The following is a 20,835-nucleotide window of genomic DNA, read 5'->3' as shown; positions in this document are numbered from 1 at the left end:
TCAAATTTTCTTCATTATTTAAAAGTCTGTTGGTACATTTACCGCTTTGCGGGAATGCGGATTACAACGAATTCGCACGCATTACCCCTTAGCAACAAAGGCTACTTTGCTCATATGGTTACGGCGATCCAGAAGTTTTTACACAAGGAAACCTCCGTTGGCATACTGCTAATAGGTGCAGCGATTCTGGCCATGATTGCCGCCAATACGCCGCTATACACCTTCTACGATATGCTGCTGGATGTGCCCATCACCGTCGCTGTTGGTGCTCTGGAAATTTCCAAGCCTATGCTGCTGTGGATCAACGATGGTCTGATGGCTCTGTTCTTCCTGCTGATTGGTCTGGAAGTAAAGCGGGAATTTATTTCCGGTCAGCTCTCAACCCCAAGTCAGATGGTTCTTCCTGGCGTAGCCGCTGTCGGCGGCATGGTAGTACCAGCTCTGTGTTATGTGGCTCTGAACTATGACAACCCGGTTGCTCTGCAAGGCTGGGCGATTCCCACTGCAACCGATATCGCGTTCTCTCTGGGTGTACTGGCTCTGCTGGGTTCCCGCGTACCACCTTCTCTGAAAATTTTCCTGATGGCCCTGGCAATCATTGATGACCTGGGTGCCATTATCATTATTGCCCTGTTCTACACCTCTGATCTGTCCACAGTGTCCATCACTCTGGCCGGTATCTGTCTGGTGATTCTGTTCTTTATGAACCGTGCCGGCGTTACCAAGCTAGGCCCTTATATGCTGGTCGGCGTGATCATGTGGACCTGTGTACTGAAATCCGGTGTACACGCGACTCTGGCAGGTGTAGCTCTGGCCTTCACTATTCCTCTGCGTGCATTGAATGAAGATGGCAAATCACCGCTTGTGGCTCTGGAACACAAGCTCCACAGCTGGGTGAACTTCTTTATTCTTCCGGTCTTTGCTTTTGCCAACGCCGGTGTGGCCATGACCGTTCAACAGATGACCGGTTTGATGGACCCAAGCCCATTGGGTGTTATTACCGGCCTGTTCTTCGGTAAGCAGATTGGTGTTTTCCTCTTTACCTTTGTCGTTATCAAACTAGGCTTTGCCAAACTACCGGAAGGCACACGCTGGATGCATATCTACGGTGTATCGGCACTGTGTGGTATTGGTTTCACCATGAGTCTGTTTATCGGCTCTCTGGCCTTTGAAACAACAGGTGCTCAATATCTGATTGCCGACCGTGCCGGTATTCTTGTGGGCTCCTTCCTATCGGCTATTGTTGGCTTCCTGGTGCTGAAGAATACCGCTCCGGTACAAAAGCCAGCGCAACAGAAAACGGCTTAAAGCCGCTCCTGATAAAGAGCATGCTGCCAACGCAGCATGCTCAAATTATAACGGGAAGTGATCAATGGAAATGAAGGGCAGAGCTGTACTTCTGGTTAACCTGGGCTCTCCGGATTCTACCTCAGTTGCGGATGTACGCCGCTATCTTAACCAGTTTCTGATGGATCCATGCATCATCGACCTGCCGTGGCCACTGCGACGCTTGATTGTCAGCGCGTTTGTCCTGCCAACCCGGCCGGCAAAATCGGCTGAGGCTTATAAAAGCATTTGGTGGGAAGAAGGTTCACCGCTCAAGGTTCTCAGCCAACAGCTGACCGATAAGGTTACTGAAAACACCGAACTGCCGGTGGCACTGGCCATGCGTTATGGCAATCCATCCATGGAGCAGGAAATTCTCAGACTCTCTAAAATCGAGGGGATTAAAGAGATTCTGATGCTGCCGCTCTACCCGCATTATGCGATGTCGTCAGTCAAAACCTGCATCATAGAAGCGGAGCGTGTATTCAAAGAACACCAGCTCACACAAAAGCTGATTACCCACCCGGTTTTCTTTGAACACCCGGACTACATCCAGCATCTGATTCGCAGTGCCGGCCCGGTGATTGAAGAGCTGAAAAACGGTGATTGGGATCATCTGCTGTTCAGCTACCATGGTGTACCAGAGCGTCATATCCGCAAGGATGACCCAACCGGCAACCACTGCTTAAAAGAGAACTGCTGTAACAAGCCATCGGTTGCCCATAACACCTGTTATCGTCATCAGGTGTTTGCCACCAGCAAGGCTTTTGCCAAGCAGGCCGGGTTATCTGATGAACAATGGAGCGTAGCGTTTCAATCACGTCTTGGCCGGGCCAAGTGGCTGGAGCCAGCAACGGATCAAACCGTGCGCGATCTTGCCGCGAAAGGTGCCAAAAAGCTTTTGGTGATCTGCCCGGCTTTCACTGTTGATTGCCTGGAGACTCTGGAAGAAATTGGTATGGAAGCCAAAGAAGATTTTCTGGAACATGGCGGCAAAGAGTTCAAACTTATCCCTTGCCTGAATACCGATGAAGCCTGGGCCAAAACACTGGCAGAATGGGCTGAGTCCTATCAGGCCAGCTGACAATCAGCTCTTACAACAAAGGCTGTTGATGAAATCATCAACAGCCTTTCTATTTTTGGCTCACGATCTACAAATCAAATTCGGGCCATATAGCGCATCAGCCCCGGGTCTTCAAAAGCACGAAGAATAGCCGCCCCGAGAATCTCGTTAATCATGATCTGGTTATCTTCATCGGAAGGCGCCTTGAGTACACGACGACTTTCCTGAGCACCGTAGCTGCCTTCATAAACGCCGCTTTCAGTCCGGACAACCACCCGAATATTTGCTTTCAAATCCACCTTGGTGATGTAACTTTCAGCAGGAACACTGTAAGTCAGGTTATCGATAAAGACCTGAAACTGCGGAGCGGTTGCCGAGTTACCCGGCTGCATGCCGGACTCCAGCAATACCTTTTCGACCGATGTGCGCACGCCATCCTGAATACTATTGGCAATGCCAATCTTGTTGCCACTGTAGACACCACCACGATCACCGATCCATGGAGTCGCTCGCTGGTCGTACACTGTTACCGTTACCGGTCCATTCAAGGCGATCTGACTGGCAGAAGAATTAACCGCTGGGGCAATCGTCACGTTCTGTGGGCTTAACGCACAGCCACCCAACACAAAAATGGCTGCAAACGCCGGAAGCAATCTCTTTCTTACTTTGTATCCGAACACATCCAGTCCTCTTGGGCGTTATTGGAAATCTCTTCAAATTCTCTCCCCATAACCGCTATGACGCAACATGTGCACACAACAAACACGGGCAGGAAATTGGCAAAGTGCCGAGGCGGGGATATAGTTCAGGGACAAAATGAATAATGACAACAACAGCCATAAGCCGGACTACAACCATACGCTCCACTGTGTGGTCAGTTTATTTTATGGCAGAGGGACACGGCCATGAGCAGCAATCGTGTAGTAATTTTCGATACCACCCTGAGAGATGGCGAGCAGAGTCCTGGCGCGTCCATGACCCGGGATGAGAAGCTTCGCATTGCCAAGTCACTTGAACGACTGCGGGTAGATGTTATCGAGGCCGGATTCGCAATGGCCAGCCAGGGTGACTTTGAATCCGTCAGAGCCATCGCCTCCACGATTAAAGACAGCACCGTGTGCAGCTTGTCCCGCGCACTCGACAACGATATTGATCGTGCTGCCGAGGCTTTGAAGCCTGCCGCCAGCGGACGCATTCACACATTTATTGCCACCTCACCCATCCACATGCAGTACAAACTGCAGATGGAACCTGAAAAGGTTATCGAGCAGTCTGTGCATGCGGTTAAGCGGGCTCGTAACCAGTGTGCCGATGTGGAGTTTTCCTGTGAGGATGCCGGACGCTCTGAACTGGACTTCCTGTGTCGTATTATCGAAAAAGCCATTGATGCCGGCGCCCGCACCATCAATATCCCGGACACTGTCGGCTATGCCCTGCCCCATGAGTTTGGCGACACCATTCGTCAGCTGCTCGAACGTATTCCCAATGCCGACAAGGCCATCTTCTCCGTTCATTGCCATAACGACCTCGGTCTGGCCGTAGCCAACTCTCTGGCTGCGGTGGTAAATGGTGCCCGTCAGGTTGAGTGCACAATCAATGGTTTGGGAGAACGTGCCGGCAACGCTTCACTCGAAGAGTTTGTGATGGGGCTGCGTACCCGAAAAGACAGCCTTGGTTTAAGTACAGGTATCCAGACCGAACATATTGTTCCGGCCTCCAAGCTGGTTTCCAGTATCACCGGCTTCCCGGTTCAACCCAACAAGGCTATCGTCGGTGCCAATGCTTTTGCCCATGAGTCCGGTATTCATCAGGATGGCGTGCTCAAGCATCGGGAAACCTACGAGATTATCAAAGCGGAAGATGTTGGCTGGAATACCAACAAAATGGTTCTGGGAAAGCTGTCCGGACGTAATGCGTTCAAGACACGAATGGAAGAACTGGGCATAGGCTTTGACAGCAAGGAAGAGCTGGACAGCACCTTCAAAAAGTTCAAAGCCCTGGCCGATAAGAAGCGCGAAATTTACGACGAAGACTTGCAGGCACTGGTCAGCGATTCCCGCACAGATATTCCGGAAGTCTATAAGCTGGTAGATCTGGAAACCGGCTCTCGTATGGGTTCCTCTCCAGAGGCCAAGGTGACTCTGGCTGTTAATGGTGAAGATAACGATGTCATCAGCACCGGAGACGGAGCCGTTGATGCCGTATTCAAGGCGATCGAAGCTATTGCCCGTTCAGGCGCCCAGCTGGAACTGTATAACGTCAAAGCAATTACCAGCGGCACCGACTCCCAGGGTGAAGTGACTGTCCGTCTGGCTCGTAAAGGGCGCATCGTCAACGGCAGTGGCGCTGATACCGATGTAATTATCGCGTCAGCCAAGGCCTATGTGCATGCACTCAATCTGCTGGAAGCGGGTGAGAAGCGTAATCCGCAGACCGGCCCGATCTGAGATTCATTGAGACAGACCACAGACTATTGCAGTAAAATGATCGGTCAGGAAGATTTTACTGCAATACTCAGGGCTTAACGGCCCGGCTACCAGTGACGGTTAACTATGAACGAAAGGCAGCGACAGGATTATCTGGAGGCGATGGGAATACAGCCCTGGTTTCCTCGTTTTGTGCTGCCTCAAGCCAAGCCATCCGTTGACTGTGACTGGGATTTTGAAGCGGACCCGGTACCGTCTCTGCAACCTGCACCAGTTCCACAGGCTGTTCAAGCTGCAGTCAGCCATACTCCACAGCCACCAGCTCAAACAGGCGGACAGCCGACCTGGGAAGTGGCTCCAGTATCCACTGGCGGTGTTACCCCACAGGCCTCAAGCAATATTCTCAGTGAGCTGGGGTTTGCCTCCGAAGAGCCGGAAGCCAAGTCTTCTGAAACTGAGAAGAAAACAGCTTCACCGGAAGCAACATCTGACATTGTGACTGCAGAGCCTTTCCGTCTGGCGGTTGTGGATATCAATGAAAGTTGCCTGGTGGTTTCTGATCTTCCATGGTCAGGTCTTAACCAGTTCACCGGTTACCATCAGCGGCTGCTTCGCAATATTGTCCGGGCGCTTGAACTGCCAGCGGATCAGGAATGGAAAGAAGGTCTGTTTGCCTGGCCATTGCTGACTGATACTGCACCGGTTGACCGTGCCTATGCCCGGGAAGCCGTTATGGCCTATCTGAACAATCAGTTCGGTTTGAAAAGACGGAAAACCATTCTGCTGTTTGGCCGGAACAGCTGTACTCACCTGTGGAATCACGAAAAAGATTTCGAGCAGTGTCTTGGCGTCCATGAACGTGATGATACCCGCTACGGCATTACCTCCAGCCTGGGTGAACTGATGAGTATTCCCAGTATGAAAGCCGATGCCTGGGCTAATCTCAAGGCGTTACGCCCCTCTGCCCGCTAACATTCCTGCATGACAGAATTCTCGAACATCACCATGATCACTCTTGATGGCGCTGAGGGTTTTACCCTGCGCCCCATGTCCGATACCGATCTGAATCGTGTACTGGTGCTGGAAAAAGCAACCAACCCTCACCCCTGGACGCTGGGAAACCTACAGAACAGCCTTTCCACCGGCGATGCCTGCTGGGTTCTTGAACACGGCGAAGAACTGGCCGGTTATGGCGTCACCATGGTTGCTGCCGATGAAGGCACCATTCTTAACATTGCTATCGCTCCCGCTTTTCAGAAACAGGGACTGGGGCAGAAGCTGTTGGAGTTTTTGGTGTCAGGCGCCAAACAACGTGGTGCCAATGTGATGTTTCTGGAGGTACGGGTCTCCAACCACAAGGCGATAGGTCTTTATCTCAAGAGTGACTTTTCAGAAGTCGGCATCCGGAAAAATTATTACCCTGCCGCTAAAGGGAGTGAGGATGCCATTGTGATGATGCGGGATCTCAGCTTTGATTAAACACAAAAAAGGGAGCTGATGATCAGCTCCCTTTTGTTATTTTCTAATACTCAGTGATCGTAGGTAGGAAGGTAGTTTTTAAGCTGCCCGTCAACCAGGTCATAACACTGTTCCTGAACCCTTTCACAATCCTCAAGGTAGCGGGGCCGAATCAAGTAAGAACCCTCACCCACTTCATTTTTCAGGATGGACTTCCAGTCACCATACTGGAGATCATTCCTTGATAACAAAGCCCCCCAGCTTTTCCTGGGTTCACCAAATTGCTCAATCCCTCTGGCGAAGTACCAGAACTGCGATGACTGGATACCGGGCTGGCATTTGGTCAGTAGGATATCGTCCCGAGTACGGGTCAGACAGAAACCTGAACCTTTGCCCTTGTTGTAGATAGTCTTACGGGCAATATCGTGCCCCCACTGCTGGTTGGCCCGACCCGCCACACAGTATTGCAGTACGACCCGATAAAATTCTGTTTCGTTACCCAGTACATCAACGCCTTTGGTTTTCCGGTAATCCATACAGATTTCAGCGTCTGAACGCTTCTGGCGCAGAATAAACCAGCGGGCCTGCGTGCTGACGATCGGCTTTACCGGAACCTGTGGCTGCTGTTCTTCGGGAACACCTGGAAATTCACGAGAAGGACCCTCTTCTTTGGGCTTATCTTCAGACTGTGGGGCTGGACTGGGATCATTATTATCACCTTCGCCATTACCGGTATCGAGTTTATTCGGTGAAGGTTCAGTATTCTGTGGTGGGTCTTGCTGAGGGTTTTGTTGTGGCTTGCTCTGAGGATCACACTGCTCCTGCTCGGTCACCTCAAGACAGGTACGTGAACAAACTTTCTTCCAGGGAACGCTGTAACAGCTATTACCGCTTGAATAATTTTCACTCACCCATCCGAAAGAGCCTCTAACAGGTTGCTGAGCTACGGACTGGCCATCAGACCCAGCAGGCACCACAGAGGTAAAAGCTTGGCCTTTTTTACCATTGATAACGGTGTACAACTGACCGTCTTCTTCAAAGTGCCAGGACTGAACATCGTTCTGCCCCTGAAAGCAGGTTCCGGCAAACACACCACCATTCGCAGAACGGATCAGACACCAGTCTGTCTCTTCCCCCTGCTTACCAGCCTGAACAATCTCTCCCCGCTCTCTGAGCCTCCAGTAAGACACATCTGGATCAGAGCAGGAGATCACCGAGACCACACCACCTTGGGATAAACTGCCCGGATTATTGGCCTGACGCTGAGGAGCGGACAGGCAAAAGTTCTCACTCTCACCGACACGCAGCTGGAACTTAACAATATCACCATCCTCTGCCAGCCCCTTGGTGGCGAGCAGTCCGGCCAGAACCACAGCCAGATGGCTTATCAATCTGATTCCACGCATACGGTTTCCTATCCCTGAACCCTGTTGTCGCATCCCAGACAGCTGGCATGGCCGAAATTAACTCAAACTATAGCTAGAGATGATATTTCCCCTCGCAGCCCAAGCTCAGTACACTGTCCACCTTGTCGGAACGCCGATGTACCACAATAAAGATAATTAGAAATGACAAGATTCCACCGTTTTTTCGCCGCCATTATCGCCACTGGCAGCCTGCTTGTTTCCGTTGCCATACAGGCCTCCGGCAAGCCTTTTACCATCCTTCATACCAATGATTGGCAATCCCGTTTACTGGGTTTTGGACCCAATACTGAATACACCCCGAACACGCTTAATGATGACCTGACCATGGGCGGCGTCGCCCGTCTGGCCACCCGCATTGATGAACTGCGCCAGCAGAACAGTAACGGGCCCGTTCTGCTTCTCGATGGTGGAGATATCAGTCAGGGTTCCCTTTTTCATACCCTGTATCGTGAACAGGCTTTTGAACTGCGCCTGATGAAGCAGCTGGGCTACGATGCCCTGACTCTGGGAAACCATGAGTTTGATTTCCGAACCGATGGCCTTTCCCAAATGCTGGCGTCTGCCAGCAAACATCTGGATGAACTTCCTCCCATCGTGACTTCCAATCTGGAGATTGCTCCGGCCCAGAAACATCTGGTTGAACAGGGAGTGATTCGTCGCTGGATGATTATTGAGAAAGACGGCATCCGATTTGGTCTGTTTGGTCTGATTGGCAAAGAAGCCGATGAAGTCACGCCACAGGCCAGGCCTTCAACCTTCAGCGATCAGGTGGAAACCGCCCGTAAGATGGTCAAACTACTGCGGGAAGAACAGAAGGCAGATGTCGTTATTCTGATGTCACACAGTGGTGTGATCAAAATGGAAGACGGCTCCTGGGGCGGTGAAGAAGTGGAATATGCCCGCCAGGTCGAAGGTATTGATGCCATTGTCGGTGGCCACAGTCATACCCCTCTTCACGAACCGATTATGGTCAACGGCACTGCTGTCGTTCAGGCCGGCTCAGAGACTCGCTATGTGGGCGAGCTGAAGCTGCGCTTGAACGACAACGGTCAAGTTAATGTTGACGGTTATACCCTGCATGCCATTGATGACAAAACCTTAGGTAAACAGCAAATCAGCCAGAAGGTTGAAGGCTTCAAGGCCTTGATCAGTGACTCCGTTTTGGCCGATACCGGCTACCAGTTCTCCCAGACGCTGGTACACACCCCGGCTACTCTAACCCGGGATTATGATGAGCAGGCACTGGGCAATCTGGTTGCCGATGCCATCCGCAAAGCCACAAACAGCGACATCGCCATCACCACTAACGGTGTGATTCGTGATGATATCCTCAAGGGAGAAAGCGGGTTTCAGGCCGTTTCCGATATCTTCCGTCTGCAGCCTTTGGGAGTTGGACCAACTGATAGTAAGCCAGGTTATCCACTTATTCAGGTCTGGCTGACCGCCAGCGAGATTCGCGGCATGCTGGAAATTATGTCCACAGCCTGGACGGTAAAAGGTGAAGCCTACTTCCCTCGTTTCTCGGGCCTGCGCTTTACCTACAATGCATTACGTCCACCGCTGGACCGTATCACCCGTATCGAGCTGGGCTCTTCAAAAGAAGGCTATACCGAGCTCGATCTGAGTGATGACCAGCGCCTCTACAGCCTTGGCGCCAGCAGCTTTGTCGGCGGTTTCGCCTGGGTTGTGAGTGAAATGAGTTATGGGCTCATTTCAGTGACGCCGAAAGACAAACAGGGCCAGCCGCTGACTGACCTGAACAAAGCTTTGGTTGATGCCGACCTCTCCACCCCGGGTGTTCAGGAGCTCAAGAACTGGCAGGCCCAGCTGGATTTCTTTGCCAGCCTGCCGGACACCGACGGTGATGGCATTGCCAACATAACCCTTGATGAACAGACTACAGAGTCGCGGATGAATGCTATTGTCAGCCTGCATCCCGCAGACCTGTTACGCAATGCAACAGGGATACTATGGACCGTAACGGGCATTCTGCTTGCTGTCCTTGCTATAATCCTGTTCGGTGTCAGACGTATGATTCGTCGCAAGTGAATCAAGGACACCAAGACTGACAGCGTGCTGCTCTGATTCAATAACAGATAAAAAACAGCACGCTCACGACCAGAAGCCAGACAATTTAGGTATTCATGGAAGCAATAAGACAACTTCTCGAACAAAACCGTAAATGGGCTCAGGATCGTGAACAGCAGGATCCAGGCTGTTTCGCCCGTCAATCCAAATCTCAGGCTCCAAAATTTTTGTGGATCGGCTGTATAGACAGTCGTATGCCTGCCGAGCAGCTGACCGGAATGGAACCCGGCGATATGCTGGTCTACCGGAATATTGCCAATCAGGTGAATCCGAAAGACACCAGCATCATGGCGGCAATCCAGTTTGCCGTTGATGCTCTGCAGATTGATCATATCGTTATCACCGGACATACCAACTGTGGTGGTATCTCCGCAGCCATTAAGGGACAGGTAACGGATGACCTGCAAACCTGGCTGAATCCGTTGCAGGAGCTCAACTCCGAGTATGGTGAAGAACTTGGTCATTGTGGCTGCCACGATGAGAAGGTGGATCACCTCTGTGAGATCAATATCAAGAAGCAGGTACTGAACGTCGCAGAAACTGAAGTGGTTCAGAATGCCTGGAAGCGCGGACAGAAATTATCGATCCATGGTTGTATTTACGATGTGGCATCCGGTGAGCTGCGCACCATGGGTATTCATGTGAGTGGGCCTGACGGGGCAGAATCCTTCACTTTCTGATAAAGTTCCCACCATTACATAAAGAGGATGATGTAATACTCCATCCTCTTTTTTTTCAGCGTTTTCTGTCGTGATTCAAGCAGTCATCCTATGAAATATATCCCGCTTTCCGAGTACAAACATGCCTGGGTGTTTCGCCATGCCGAGCTGACCGTGCCAGCGGAGGACCTTGAGCAGATTAAGCCTCTGACACCAACGGCAGCCAATGATCTGTGGCGCAACAATATCAGCAAACAGGGCAAGAACCCGGACGATCTCGCCGATGATGACTGGCCGATGCTGCCCCTGAGTTGGGATGCTAAAGGCCACTGGCAGGAGCGCTGGGAAAGTGACGATGCTCAGATGCCGGAAGAGATCGTTGAAGAACTGAACTTTAATATTGGCTGGACTCCGGAAACCACCGTTTACTACTGCATCGACAGTGACGCGGTGATTGAAACCCGCTGGGATATTTTCTGCCGCCACTGGAAGAACTTCCTGTTCTTTGATGACAACACGATTCTGATTGGTCGCAAGCGTAAGCAGGCTGTTCAATTCCATCAGGACGGCACCTTTGATATTGGCGTCAAAGGCACCGTACCCAGCGCGAGTGAATAGCTTTAAATCATTCGCATAATCAACGATGCGGCTATCACCCACATGATGGTCGCAATCAGCAGATCAATACCCTTTCGTACTTTCGGGCGAGATAAAACCGGAGCCAGCTTGACAGCTCCCAGCGCCAGGGTGAAGAACCAGACAATTGACGCTGAGACTGTACCCAGCACAAAAATCATCTTATCGGGCTCCTGATATTGGTTGCCAATCCCTCCAAGAATCATCACGGTATCCAGATACACATGGGGATTGAGCAGCGTAACTGCCAAGGTACCGCTGACAACCCGGGACAACGATACTGCCTTCTCACTTTCAATATCCAAAGAGCCTGCTGGTGCCAGCGCGCTGCGCAGGGAGTTCAATCCGTACCAGCCAAGAAACAGAATGCCGCCAATCGTGACACTATTCATCAGCCACTGCGTTTCCGCCAATAGAGCGCCCGCGCCATAAACACCTAACGTAATCAAGGTAATATCACAGAGCGCACAAATGGCTGCGACTAATAAAGGATAATTACGTGCGATACCTTTTTGGATAACCCAGGCATTCTGGGCACCAATTGCAATAATCATGGAAGCGCCAAGGAAAAACCCTTCAACTGCGGGTAAAACATTCATCTCAAATGGGCCATTTCTGGTAATTGTTATTTACGATGTCATACTCACCGGGTCTGATAACATAGCAACATGATCGTATATTTACAGCAATAGCCTATAGACTGATGAATAATCTGGATTACCGACTCATTGCCGCATTGGATGCGGTTATTACCAAACGCAGTTTTGAACGTGCAGCTGATCAGCTGTGTATCACCCAGTCGGCGGTTTCCCAGCGTATTCGTCAACTCGAAAAACAGATGGGCCAGCCCCTGCTGATCCGCAGCCAGCCACCACAGCCCACCAGTACCGGCCAACGCCTTCTGGCGCTGTTTCGCCGGGTTCAACTGCTGGAGAAAGAGGCGCTTCCGGAGTTGCAGCCGGAAACCAAAGGGCACTTCCTGCCGATGTCGCTGGCAGTTAATGCCGACTCCCTGGCTACCTGGTTGCTGCCTGCGCTGGCGCCGGTATTGCGCGAGCATCCGATAGAGTTGGACCTTCGTATTGCTGACGAGTCGCGAACTGTGGATATGCTGCGCAAAGGTGAAGTTCTGGGTGCTATCAGTACCGAGCCAACTCCAATGACCGGCTGTATTGCCGATCGACTGGGACGCATTGAATATGTCTGTGCGGCCTCACCGGACTTTATTAAGCGCTACTTCCCGGACGGAGTAACCCGGGAAAACCTGATGCATGCTCCTGCCACGGCATTTGATCATTTTGATGATATCCACCAGCGCTATCTGGAAATGCACTTCAGCCTGCCACCGGGTGAAGTTCCCTGCCATATTGTCGGCACCTCGGAAGCCTTTGTTGCACTGGCCAAGCAGGGTGTTGCTTACGGGATGATTCCGGACCTGATGATCCGCGATGAGCTGGCATCAGGAGAATTGGTGGAAATTATGCCTGATATTCGCCATAACCGGGTTCTGTTCTGGCATCGCTGGGCGCTGGAGTCCACCATGATGAAGCAGGTCAGTCGACATATGATCGACTATGCCAAAGGGCAACTGCTTCCTTAATCCGTGTCTTTCGGACTGAACTCAGGATCATTGCAGGCCTCAAAGCAGCTATCCAGCCGCATCTCTTCCGAGGCCTGCATGGCTTCCTGACTGTTGAAATCGCCTGAAGTAACAGGCCCTTTCTCATCAAAAGGATTGCTATCCTTCATAGCTAAGTTCCCTGTTAGTGGATAACTTTGTACAAAGCCCCTTGGTCAGCTTTGCCTGTCGCCGTTTTAAACGACGGAACATTAATGTTGTACCACTGCACCTCGAGGTTACCGCCGGCAAACATGGCCGTCTGAACCCGCTCCTTGTGCTCCTGGGTCAAAGGCGCATCAAACTCCGGCACATAACCCAGGTTATCAATTTCAATCGCCAGCTCCTTGATACGAGCATCCGCTTCACCGGTTCTGTCTTTCCCGCTTTTACAGCTGAAATGAGGCACCGCGCCAATCATCCAGGCCAGCAGCTGCACCCTTTCCACCAGCTTGTAAGCATCCTTGCCTTCCGTATGATGCTGCTTGCCTGTGTACATCCTGCGAATCTGCTGGGTCAGCTGAAGCACCTTCTCGCGATCCTTGGAATCCCGTCCCGGTCCACGCAGCCAGTCTCCCACCATGCCCCCCACAGTACTGTCGATATGGGCATTGCCTATCAGCACTTCCAGTGCAATGTCATTTTCGCGGTCTGCCTCAGACCAGGTCTGAGCGGGAATGGAATAAAGAGGCTTAAGACCAATCCTGTTGATCGGAATATTGAATGACGCGAGACGTATATCCGCCGTCACCGTACGGGGATTGCCATTGCTGTCGATGATCTCCATCTGCAACGGTTCACGACATAAACGCTGCAGGGTTTCATCCTGCAGACGCTGGAACACCAGTTCATCATCATGGATGCCACTTAAGTGCCGCACCTGATCAGGAGACAACAGTGAGCTGGTCACAAAATCAAACGGTAAAGGCTCACCGGCAAGAATGCTTTTCTGCCGGGTTTCAGAAAGCTGGCTGAACTTCTCCACAAAGGCTGCCTCCAGCAATTCTCTCGCCCGATTTTCAGCAATATCGCGTCTGACCTGATCCTGATTTTCGGTACTCTCACCGAAACCATAAGGAACCAAGGTACCAGTTCTGAGGCCAGAATAGAGCACGCTCCCCTTCTCTTCCAATCGGGAGTTAAAAAGATTGATCGCATGAACCGGTTCTTTTGGATCAGCTGAACTACGTCCTTGCCCGGCATAAGTCACCGGAAAAGGATCGCGTGCTCCCTGAGGCTGGCCTTTGATATGCATGCGCATCTGGGCGGCAGGAACCTGTACGCTGCGATAATCGATTAGCTTCTCTTCTGAGCGAATGGGTATCGTTTTTTCAATCGTTTTCCATTCACGTGCATTACCAAGCTCGGCAGAAACCTTCTTCCACGCCTTGGCCATTTTCTTCTCATTCATACCGGCCTCGACAAGCGACTTGCGCAGAACTCTGGCATCTTCACGAATCGCTTTCTTCATCAGCATGGGTTTGTTACGGGGTTGCTGATGAGTCAACTTAAGCTCTTGCTCCAGGCTTTTCTTCAGCCGATAAAAATGCGGGCGCCGCTTTGAAGAGACAGTGTCGGAATCCAGTGCTGTATCAATAACTCGGATGGCTGTTTGCAGGTTATGAATGCGGGCCTTCTGGAAGCTTTCGGGGGAGCGGAAATCTGTTTTGCTCAAGGCTTCTATAAAACGTGTCTGTCCGTCCGCCTGTTTTAATTGATGGAGGATATCAAAAGCCATGGCCTGCCGGATATTTTCATTTAGCTCTGGTGCACCACCATTTTCAAGAACCCGCAAGCTCTGCTTCAGGCTGCTTCGATGTTTTTCCACTTCTTCAATCTGGCGGCTCCACTCTCTTTCAATCTGCTCCAATGGCGATTGCCATTGCAAACGAGCACTTTGCACACTGTTTGCCTGAAAGTTTCGTAGCAATGCCCGACTTTGAAGACTTAAAGACTGGGAGGACAACCATTTATCAAAGGCAGGTGATGATAAGTCACCTGACATTCCCAATGCGTTGGCGGTATTAGAAGCCGCCTCAGTAAAACCGTAAGAATGCTGCTCCAGTGCAGCAAGAATCAGATGACGCGCTTCTTGTCTGGAGATTGCGTGATCATTCTGCTGATAAAACACCTGCTGAATATGCTGATTTAATCGCTCACGTTCAAAATCCGGCAAGGCTTTACAGGAAACTCCACTGTGCTCTTTAAACAACTTGCCTGCCATGGACTTCGGATTATTCACATCTCCCCATTGTCCAGCATGTTTCTCATTCTTGTGTTCCAGCTGATGTTTAATTTTTGCAGCCTTGCTGTGAAGCTGGACTATCTTTCGTGCCGTCAGCGGTCTATTTGTTGAGCCGGCCATCACTCTGGAACCGACCGACAAGCCATAGTCCTGCTGCAGCATGGCCGTTACCGAGGCTCTGGAATAGGTTGGTTGGGATTGATCTTCGCGCTTGAAGAACTTGACCAGCCAGCGCTGGAAAAGGTTTCCCGCAGGTTTTCCAGCCTGGCTTTTTGAGGAGAGCGAATCGGATTCAGCAGCATTCAGGCGCTCATAACCTCTTGCCTGCCCGCTTTCCAGAGCCTTGCTCAATGCCTTCATGCCCAAGCTTTAGCCTGCATCCATTCCTGTTCAGGTTGTATCGGCCATGGTGAAAACCCCAATAGCAGCGAGGGCGTGTTCTCTCTACGAGAAATACAAAATTCACAGAAATGCAGGACTGAACTGGTTCTGTAATACAAACACGATACAATCACCCGCGCATTACAGGACGTAATACAGCTAAAAAAGATAGGGACGCCACAATAATACAAAGAAACGGTAGCTATTATGTTTGTACGTTTGTCTCTCTTGTACGCTTTAATTCTATCCGTGATACTCCCTGTCACGGCTCATGCCAGCACCTCCCAGGAAGAATTAAAGTACGCCCGACTTATTATGTTCCGGGCATCTGCTGATTTGATTTCCCATCGTGGTGATCGTATTGATGCCGCGCTTCAGGAAACAATCAAAAACCATCATATTCGTCTGAAAGGCCTTCTCTCGACCGCACTCTCATCTGATGATTCAGAGAAACTGTCAACCGCTCTGGATAGCTACCTCACCATTGCCGAGGATGCTCTGGCTTATGACCCTCGGGAAATCGATTACTACTGGGAATTTAACCTGAACTTCAGCAATGCCATGTATGAGCTGGATAAACAGATTATCTTGCAGGAAGCCAAAGCAACACCTTCCAATCCTGATACAGAAGACTTGCTGGAACATGCCGTTCGTCTTGAGTTCCTGGCCACTCGCTACGCTTCCCGTGCTTACATGAGCCCGCTGCACACTCGTAGCAAAGAAGGCTACTTCGGTATGGACCTTCAGATTCTGGCAGAAAACACCGAAGAGATTTTTAACTCCTCAGCGTTTAATGAAAATAACAAAGCCTATCGCTTCTGGCAGTTTATCAAGTCCCGCTATCTTGATTACGAACTTCAGCTGGCCCCTATGATTGTGGTGCGCAACTCCCGCAAAATTACCGACTGGATCTTTGCCGACGAAGGCATCTCAGCCGAAGCTGGCTAATAACCCGCACGGGATGCCTTGGACATGACCAGGCATCCCTGTTTATCCTGTCCCTCCGATAGACTCTCCATAACAATAAAAAGCAGGTCAGTTCATGGATATTTCGAGTGCCGTTCTCAACCGTCGTTCATGCCGTGGTTTCAAGCAAGAGCCAGTCAGTGAGGCTTTGCTGCGAGAGATTTTCAGTCTGGCCCAGCAGGCACCTTCCGGCTGCAATGTTCAGCCCTGGCAAGTCATTGTTGTGTCTGGCGAGAAAAAGGATCAGCTCAAAAACCAGTTAATGATGGATGTGATGCAAAAGCAGAAGCCCTATCCTGACTTCGATTGGAGCGTTGCCTACAGCGGCAAACACAAGGAGCGCCAGTTCGGCTCTGCCGATGCGCTGTACAGTGCGATGGGTATTGAGCGTCAGGATAAGATGCAGCGCAATATCGCCATGATGAAGAACTGGGCTTTCTTTGATGCGCCCCATGTCGCCATTTTCACCATGGATAAATATCTGAACCTGATGGGTGCTGTGGATATCGGCATCTATGCACAAACCCTCTCTCTGCTGATGATGGAGCGGGGAATCAGCAATTGCATGCAGGGTGCTCTTGGGCAGTTTCCAGGGCCGATCCGGGAGATGTTTGATCTGCCAGAAGAACGGGGTGTTATCTTTGGCATGTCTTTTGGCTATGCCGATAATGATGTGCCGGCCAACACCGCCCGCACCTCACGAGAAGCTTTGGAAGAGGCCGTTCTGTTTGCCAGCTAAACTGGCAAAGGTGACCTTTTCCCGATTATTCCTATACAAACAGTGATGCGTTTATGGCCACGACCTCTGAGAGTCATCAATTTGTACTGAAAGCCACCTGTCAGGCTGGCACCGGTATTGTTGCCGGTGTAACTTCCTTTCTGGCAGACCATGGCTGCTATATCAGTGAGTTGAACCAGTTTGATGATCAGGACAGTGGTCAGCTCTTTATGCGGGCCCGCTTCCATGTTGAACAGGGCAATCTGACCCTGAAAGATCTGCAGAACAAATTCCCATCCGTTGCAGAAACATTCGGCATGGAATGGAAGATTCAGTCTGCCACTGCCCCAGTCAAAGCCATTATCATGGTCAGCAAGTTTGACCACTGCCTTGATGACCTGCTCTACCGCAAGCATAAAGGCGAGCTGAATATGGATGTGGTGGCTGTGGTCTCCAACCACCTCGATCTGCGCCCAATGGCTGAACGTGAAGGCATCCGCTTTATTTACCTGCCAGTCAATAAAGGCAACAAGGCTCAACAGGAGCAGGCATTAATGGATGTGGTTGAAGAAACCGGCACCGAGCTGGTGATCCTTGCCCGCTATATGCAGATTCTCTCGGACAATCTGTGCCAGCAGCTGGAAGGTCGTGCCATCAATATCCATCATTCCTTCCTACCGGGTTTCAAAGGGGCACGTCCTTACCATCAGGCTTATGAGCGCGGTGTTAAGCTGATTGGCGCAACCGCCCATTACGTCACCAAAGATCTGGATGAAGGCCCGATTATCGAACAATCCGTCCAGCCCGTAGATCATACCTTCACACCAGAGATGCTGGTTGCTGTAGGCCGTGATACTGAAACGGTGGCTTTGGCCCGGGCGGTAAAACTGCATACCGAGCATCGGGTCTTTATGGACGGTAACAAGACCGTGATTTTCAAATAGCCTTTATCTGACAATCCCGCATTACTTCCGTCTGTAACCATTGGGAGGACGATGCCCCGGTGGCCTGGTGCGGGTAAATTTAACATCAGGCTGTGGCTGCATCTGGTAAACCGGCTGTACCGCGACTCCCTGAGGGGTTGGCGGTTGACAGTAAGGCGTACACACCTCAATTGTGATCTGCTGCTCTTTGGTAATCGTCAATTCTGCCTCAGTACCGTTTTCATCCTTAGCGGTTATCTTTCCGTCCTTAATCTTAAAGTCCGAGGAATATTCCTCGGCACTGCCCTCATCCGGCTTTTGCATGATGATCGCCATAGTTACCAGCGTCTCTTTTTCATAAGCCGTCTTAGCCGGGTAATGACGGATATAAAATGCATTCCCGGACTGATCTTTCACTATGTACTGCTTCACCGTGGTTTTCCCTGCCCACACTCCGCTGCCGCTCAAACCAGCCAACAGCAACAGTCCCCAAACCATAACTCTCGACCAGAATGACCACATCGTTGAAAACCCGTTCACTCTCTCGTTCAGGAGAGTATAATCCCGCGATTCATTTACGCCTTATCCCGCCCGCGAGGAGCCATGTCTGACTTTATCCAGGAAGTGAACAAGCGCCGCACGTTCGCCATTATTTCTCACCCCGACGCCGGTAAGACCACCATTACCGAAAAGCTGCTGCTGTTCGGAAACGCCATCAAGATGGCGGGCACCGTCAAGGGCAAGAAGTCCGGGCGTATGGCTACTTCCGACTGGATGGCAATGGAACAGGACCGTGGTATTTCCATCACCACCTCGGTTATGCAGTTCCCTTACAACGGCCGTATGGTCAACCTGCTCGATACCCCGGGACACGAAGACTTCTCAGAAGATACCTACCGCACCCTGACCGCAGTGGACAGCTGCCTGATGGTGATCGACGGCGCCAAGGGTGTCGAAGACCGGACCATCAAACTGATGAACGTGTGCCGGATGCGTGAGACGCCGATCTTCACCTTCGTCAACAAGATGGACCGTGAAGTGCGTGACCAGATCGAAGTGATGGATGAGATTGAATCCATCCTCAAGATCGACTGTGCGCCTATCACCTGGCCGATCGGCATGGCCAAGAGCTTCAAGGGTGTGTACAACCTCTACACCGATACCATCCACGTATTCCAGCCGGGTAAAGGGCACACCATCCCTGATGATGTGCGCATTCAGGGTTTGGAATCCGATGAAGCCAAAGAGCTGCTGGGTGATTACCACGAAGAGTTTGTCGATGAGATCGAACTGGTTCGTGGTGCTTCCCACGAGTTCGATATGGAAGAATTTATGGCTGGTCAGCAGACGCCTGTATTCTTCGGTACCGCTCTGGCGAACTTCGGTGTCCGTGAGATGCTCTACTACTTCACCGAGTGGGCACCGGGCCCGCTACCTCGTCCAACCGAGAATCGTGAAGTAGAACCGTCCGAAGAGAAGTTCTCCGGCTTTATCTTCAAGATCCAGGCAAATATGGATCCGAAGCACCGTGACCGTATCGCCTTTATGCGGGTTTGCTCAGGCAAATACACCCGTAATATGAAGATGAAGCACGTGCGGATCGGCAAGGACATCAAGATTGCTGACGCTGTAACCTTTATGGCCGGCGACCGTGAGCAGGTGGAAGAAGCGGTATCCGGTGACATTATCGGTCTGCACAACCACGGTACTATCCAGATCGGCGATACCTTCACTCAGGGTGAAGAGCTGAAGTTTACCGGTGTACCTCACTTCGCCCCGGAACTGTTCAAGCGCGTGCGCCTGAAAGACCCGCTGAAGATGAAGCAGCTCCAGAAAGGTCTGCAGCAGCTATCTGAAGAAGGTGCAACCCAGCTGTTTATGCCACAGCGCAACAACGACCTGATTCTCGGTGCTGTCGGTGTGCTCCAGTTCGACGTGGTTCTGCAGCGTCTGAAGGATGAGTACAAGGTTGATGCCATCTACGAGCATGTGAACGTGAACACTGCCCGCTGGGTTGAGTGCAGCGATAACAAAATGCTGGAAGACTTCAAACGCAAGAACGTTGAGAACCTGGCTATCGACGGCGGCGGCCACCTGACTTATCTGGCTCCTACCCGCGTGAACCTGTCCCTGGCAGAAGAGCGCTGGCCGGATGTGAAATTCCGCAACACCCGCGAGCACTGATTGTGATGGATATGCGTTCCTACGGGAGACCGTAGGAACGAGTATCCAGAGTGAGCTGCTCCAACATACTGGCTCCCATGCTCCTGCATGGGAGCCGTTATCCCGCCTAACCTGACAGATTGCCCTGCTCGGACACCTGCTTTTTCACCACAGCATTCACAGTAATCTCTTTGCCATTACTGAAGGTCAGGGTCAGAGGAACAGACTCCCCGACTATCGGGTGCTTTTTCAGCCCCATAATCATGATATGCAGACCACCCGGCTTGAACTTCACCTTCTTACCGGCAGGGATATTGACGGACATCTGATGAACCATGCTCATCTTGCCATCTTTCTTGATATTGTCGTGGAGCTGAACATTATCCGAGATTGGTGAGGTCGCCTTGACCAGTTTCACATCGGACGTGCTGACATTTTTGATCGAAAGGTAGGCCGCCGTATTCATACTGCCGGGGGGCATGGCCCGAATACGAGGCTCGGTGACAATGATATCGCCAACCGGGGCAGCAAGACTTAACGTACTGCAGAAAAGAACCAGAACACCTAACCACAAAGACAGCTTTCTTTTTATCATTTTGCTACTCCCTTTTATTCAGCCCAAGACTGGCAAGAGTTTAGGCCGCTTTTTTATTTCCGACTGCAAACTTACTCTGCCCTATCCCTCAGCAAAAAAGAAGCGACATAAAGACGCACCCTGCGCTTTTTTTGTGAGAAAAC

At 51.2% G+C, this 20,835-nt stretch carries 20 protein-coding genes; 13 read left to right on the top strand and 7 right to left on the bottom strand.

All coding sequences use genetic code 11. The features are described from left to right. Positions 1-114: 114 nt before the first annotated feature. Both nhaA and hemH read left to right on the top strand, forming a co-directional pair. A complete protein-coding gene (gene nhaA / locus EHSB41UT_RS00605) occupies positions 115-1,308 on the top strand; it encodes a Na+/H+ antiporter NhaA (protein WP_087105877.1) in 1,194 nt (397 codons plus the stop codon). Between the two features lie 64 nt (positions 1,309-1,372). Further along, on the top strand, positions 1,373-2,410 hold the full coding sequence (hemH, locus tag EHSB41UT_RS00600; RefSeq protein WP_242667213.1) for a ferrochelatase: 1,038 nt from the start codon (positions 1,373-1,375) through the stop codon (positions 2,408-2,410). A gap of 74 nt (positions 2,411-2,484) precedes the next feature. Here the strand turns inward: hemH and EHSB41UT_RS00595 are convergent, their stop codons facing one another. Beyond that, positions 2,485-3,069, bottom strand: a complete 585-nt coding sequence (locus EHSB41UT_RS00595; RefSeq protein ID WP_165767106.1) for a YajG family lipoprotein — start codon at positions 3,067-3,069, stop codon at positions 2,485-2,487. A gap of 225 nt (positions 3,070-3,294) precedes the next feature. On the opposite strand from EHSB41UT_RS00595, the gene EHSB41UT_RS00590 reads away from it, so the two are divergent. The 3 genes from EHSB41UT_RS00590 to rimI all read left to right on the top strand — a co-directional run bounded on the left by EHSB41UT_RS00590 (position 3,295) and on the right by rimI (position 6,294). Continuing rightward, a complete protein-coding gene (locus EHSB41UT_RS00590; protein ID WP_087105874.1) occupies positions 3,295-4,836 on the top strand; it encodes a 2-isopropylmalate synthase in 1,542 nt (513 codons plus the stop codon). A gap of 105 nt (positions 4,837-4,941) precedes the next feature. Further along, positions 4,942-5,787 carry a hypothetical protein gene (locus tag EHSB41UT_RS00585; protein ID WP_087105872.1) on the top strand — a complete coding sequence of 282 codons (846 nt, stop codon included), beginning with the start codon at positions 4,942-4,944 and terminating at the stop codon, positions 5,785-5,787. 9 nt (positions 5,788-5,796) lie between these two features. Further along, positions 5,797-6,294 (top strand): ribosomal protein S18-alanine N-acetyltransferase, encoded by a 498-nt coding sequence (gene rimI, locus EHSB41UT_RS00580; RefSeq protein ID WP_207626531.1) that lies wholly within the window; start codon positions 5,797-5,799, stop codon positions 6,292-6,294. Positions 6,295-6,344: 50 nt separating this feature from the next. Here rimI and EHSB41UT_RS00575 read toward each other — a convergent pair whose 3' ends face one another. Next, positions 6,345-7,679, bottom strand: coding sequence for an RICIN domain-containing protein (locus EHSB41UT_RS00575; RefSeq protein WP_087105871.1), 1,335 nt, complete (start codon positions 7,677-7,679; stop codon positions 6,345-6,347). 162 nt (positions 7,680-7,841) lie between these two features. Between EHSB41UT_RS00575 and EHSB41UT_RS00570 the strand changes: the two genes are divergently transcribed. From EHSB41UT_RS00570 to EHSB41UT_RS00560, 3 genes are all read left to right on the top strand, one after another. Beyond that, positions 7,842-9,749 carry a bifunctional metallophosphatase/5'-nucleotidase gene (locus EHSB41UT_RS00570; protein WP_087105870.1) on the top strand — a complete coding sequence of 636 codons (1,908 nt, stop codon included), beginning with the start codon at positions 7,842-7,844 and terminating at the stop codon, positions 9,747-9,749. 95 nt (positions 9,750-9,844) lie between these two features. Then, positions 9,845-10,468, top strand: coding sequence for a carbonic anhydrase (locus EHSB41UT_RS00565; protein ID WP_087105868.1), 624 nt, complete (start codon positions 9,845-9,847; stop codon positions 10,466-10,468). 90 nt (positions 10,469-10,558) lie between these two features. After that, positions 10,559-11,065: a DUF2947 domain-containing protein gene (locus EHSB41UT_RS00560; RefSeq protein WP_087105866.1), complete on the top strand. Its 507-nt coding sequence runs from the start codon at positions 10,559-10,561 to the stop codon at positions 11,063-11,065. Between the two features lie 2 nt (positions 11,066-11,067). On the opposite strand, the gene EHSB41UT_RS00555 is transcribed toward EHSB41UT_RS00560, so the two are convergent. Continuing rightward, the gene (locus tag EHSB41UT_RS00555) at positions 11,068-11,637 is read right to left on the bottom strand and encodes a LysE/ArgO family amino acid transporter (RefSeq protein ID WP_207626530.1); all 570 of its coding nucleotides are present in this window, start codon (positions 11,635-11,637) and stop codon (positions 11,068-11,070) included. A gap of 149 nt (positions 11,638-11,786) precedes the next feature. Here EHSB41UT_RS00555 and EHSB41UT_RS00550 point away from each other — a divergent pair, with 149 nt between their 5' ends. Next, entirely contained in the window at positions 11,787-12,683 is an 897-nt protein-coding gene (locus EHSB41UT_RS00550; protein ID WP_087105862.1) for a LysR family transcriptional regulator ArgP, read from the top strand. On the opposite strand, the gene EHSB41UT_RS24565 is transcribed toward EHSB41UT_RS00550, so the two are convergent. Both EHSB41UT_RS24565 and EHSB41UT_RS00545 read right to left on the bottom strand, forming a co-directional pair. Then, complete coding sequence (locus EHSB41UT_RS24565) at positions 12,680-12,832, bottom strand: hypothetical protein (protein WP_165767105.1); 153 nt, start codon at positions 12,830-12,832, stop codon at positions 12,680-12,682. The two genes, EHSB41UT_RS00550 and EHSB41UT_RS24565, sit on opposite strands and share 4 nt — an antisense overlap. Before the next feature lie 14 nt (positions 12,833-12,846). Further along, complete coding sequence (locus tag EHSB41UT_RS00545; protein WP_087105860.1) at positions 12,847-15,306, bottom strand: inositol phosphate phosphatase SopB; 2,460 nt, start codon at positions 15,304-15,306, stop codon at positions 12,847-12,849. 228 nt (positions 15,307-15,534) lie between these two features. On the opposite strand from EHSB41UT_RS00545, the gene EHSB41UT_RS00540 reads away from it, so the two are divergent. The 3 genes from EHSB41UT_RS00540 (at position 15,535) to purU (ending at position 17,955) form a co-directional block, all read left to right on the top strand. Then, positions 15,535-16,275, top strand: a complete 741-nt coding sequence (locus EHSB41UT_RS00540; protein WP_133060334.1) for a hypothetical protein — start codon at positions 15,535-15,537, stop codon at positions 16,273-16,275. Between the two features lie 94 nt (positions 16,276-16,369). Beyond that, positions 16,370-17,032 (top strand): nitroreductase, encoded by a 663-nt coding sequence (locus EHSB41UT_RS00535; RefSeq protein WP_087105856.1) that lies wholly within the window; start codon positions 16,370-16,372, stop codon positions 17,030-17,032. Between the two features lie 53 nt (positions 17,033-17,085). Beyond that, positions 17,086-17,955: a formyltetrahydrofolate deformylase gene (purU, locus tag EHSB41UT_RS00530; protein WP_087105854.1), complete on the top strand. Its 870-nt coding sequence runs from the start codon at positions 17,086-17,088 to the stop codon at positions 17,953-17,955. Positions 17,956-17,976: 21 nt separating this feature from the next. Here purU and EHSB41UT_RS00525 read toward each other — a convergent pair whose 3' ends face one another. Then, a complete protein-coding gene (locus tag EHSB41UT_RS00525; protein ID WP_133060333.1) occupies positions 17,977-18,366 on the bottom strand; it encodes a hypothetical protein in 390 nt (129 codons plus the stop codon). A 171-nt stretch (positions 18,367-18,537) separates the two neighbouring features. On the opposite strand from EHSB41UT_RS00525, the gene EHSB41UT_RS00520 reads away from it, so the two are divergent. Further along, positions 18,538-20,118, top strand: coding sequence for a peptide chain release factor 3 (locus tag EHSB41UT_RS00520; RefSeq protein WP_087105852.1), 1,581 nt, complete (start codon positions 18,538-18,540; stop codon positions 20,116-20,118). A gap of 106 nt (positions 20,119-20,224) precedes the next feature. On the opposite strand, the gene EHSB41UT_RS00515 is transcribed toward EHSB41UT_RS00520, so the two are convergent. Beyond that, positions 20,225-20,692: a copper chaperone PCu(A)C gene (locus tag EHSB41UT_RS00515; protein ID WP_087105850.1), complete on the bottom strand. Its 468-nt coding sequence runs from the start codon at positions 20,690-20,692 to the stop codon at positions 20,225-20,227. Between the last annotated feature and the right edge of the window lie 143 nt (positions 20,693-20,835).

The organism is Parendozoicomonas haliclonae, assembly GCF_900174585.1.
Lineage (GTDB): Bacteria > Pseudomonadota > Gammaproteobacteria > Pseudomonadales > Endozoicomonadaceae > Sansalvadorimonas > Sansalvadorimonas haliclonae.
Note: the sequence above shows the minus strand (reverse complement) of the source record. Positions and strands in the feature narration are given on the sequence as shown.

Excerpts from the sequence above, each read along its gene's own strand:
- nhaA (WP_087105877.1), top strand. The coding sequence starts at position 115 with ATGGTTACGGCGATCCAGAAGTTTTTACACAAGGAAACCTCCGTTGGC.
- hemH (WP_242667213.1), top strand. The coding sequence starts at position 1,373 with ATGGAAATGAAGGGCAGAGCTGTACTTCTGGTTAACCTGGGCTCTCCG.
- EHSB41UT_RS00590 (WP_087105874.1), top strand. The coding sequence starts at position 3,295 with ATGAGCAGCAATCGTGTAGTAATTTTCGATACCACCCTGAGAGATGGC.
- EHSB41UT_RS00585 (WP_087105872.1), top strand. The coding sequence starts at position 4,942 with ATGAACGAAAGGCAGCGACAGGATTATCTGGAGGCGATGGGAATACAG.
- rimI (WP_207626531.1), top strand. The coding sequence starts at position 5,797 with ATGACAGAATTCTCGAACATCACCATGATCACTCTTGATGGCGCTGAG.
- EHSB41UT_RS00575 (WP_087105871.1), bottom strand. The coding sequence starts at position 7,679 with ATGCGTGGAATCAGATTGATAAGCCATCTGGCTGTGGTTCTGGCCGGA.
- EHSB41UT_RS00570 (WP_087105870.1), top strand. The coding sequence starts at position 7,842 with ATGACAAGATTCCACCGTTTTTTCGCCGCCATTATCGCCACTGGCAGC.
- EHSB41UT_RS00565 (WP_087105868.1), top strand. The coding sequence starts at position 9,845 with ATGGAAGCAATAAGACAACTTCTCGAACAAAACCGTAAATGGGCTCAG.
- EHSB41UT_RS00560 (WP_087105866.1), top strand. The coding sequence starts at position 10,559 with ATGAAATATATCCCGCTTTCCGAGTACAAACATGCCTGGGTGTTTCGC.
- EHSB41UT_RS00555 (WP_207626530.1), bottom strand. The coding sequence starts at position 11,637 with ATGATTATTGCAATTGGTGCCCAGAATGCCTGGGTTATCCAAAAAGGT.
- EHSB41UT_RS00550 (WP_087105862.1), top strand. The coding sequence starts at position 11,787 with ATGAATAATCTGGATTACCGACTCATTGCCGCATTGGATGCGGTTATT.
- EHSB41UT_RS24565 (WP_165767105.1), bottom strand. The coding sequence starts at position 12,832 with ATGAAGGATAGCAATCCTTTTGATGAGAAAGGGCCTGTTACTTCAGGC.
- EHSB41UT_RS00545 (WP_087105860.1), bottom strand. The coding sequence starts at position 15,306 with ATGAAGGCATTGAGCAAGGCTCTGGAAAGCGGGCAGGCAAGAGGTTAT.
- EHSB41UT_RS00540 (WP_133060334.1), top strand. The coding sequence starts at position 15,535 with ATGTTTGTACGTTTGTCTCTCTTGTACGCTTTAATTCTATCCGTGATA.
- EHSB41UT_RS00535 (WP_087105856.1), top strand. The coding sequence starts at position 16,370 with ATGGATATTTCGAGTGCCGTTCTCAACCGTCGTTCATGCCGTGGTTTC.
- purU (WP_087105854.1), top strand. The coding sequence starts at position 17,086 with ATGGCCACGACCTCTGAGAGTCATCAATTTGTACTGAAAGCCACCTGT.
- EHSB41UT_RS00520 (WP_087105852.1), top strand. The coding sequence starts at position 18,538 with ATGTCTGACTTTATCCAGGAAGTGAACAAGCGCCGCACGTTCGCCATT.
- EHSB41UT_RS00515 (WP_087105850.1), bottom strand. The coding sequence starts at position 20,692 with ATGATAAAAAGAAAGCTGTCTTTGTGGTTAGGTGTTCTGGTTCTTTTC.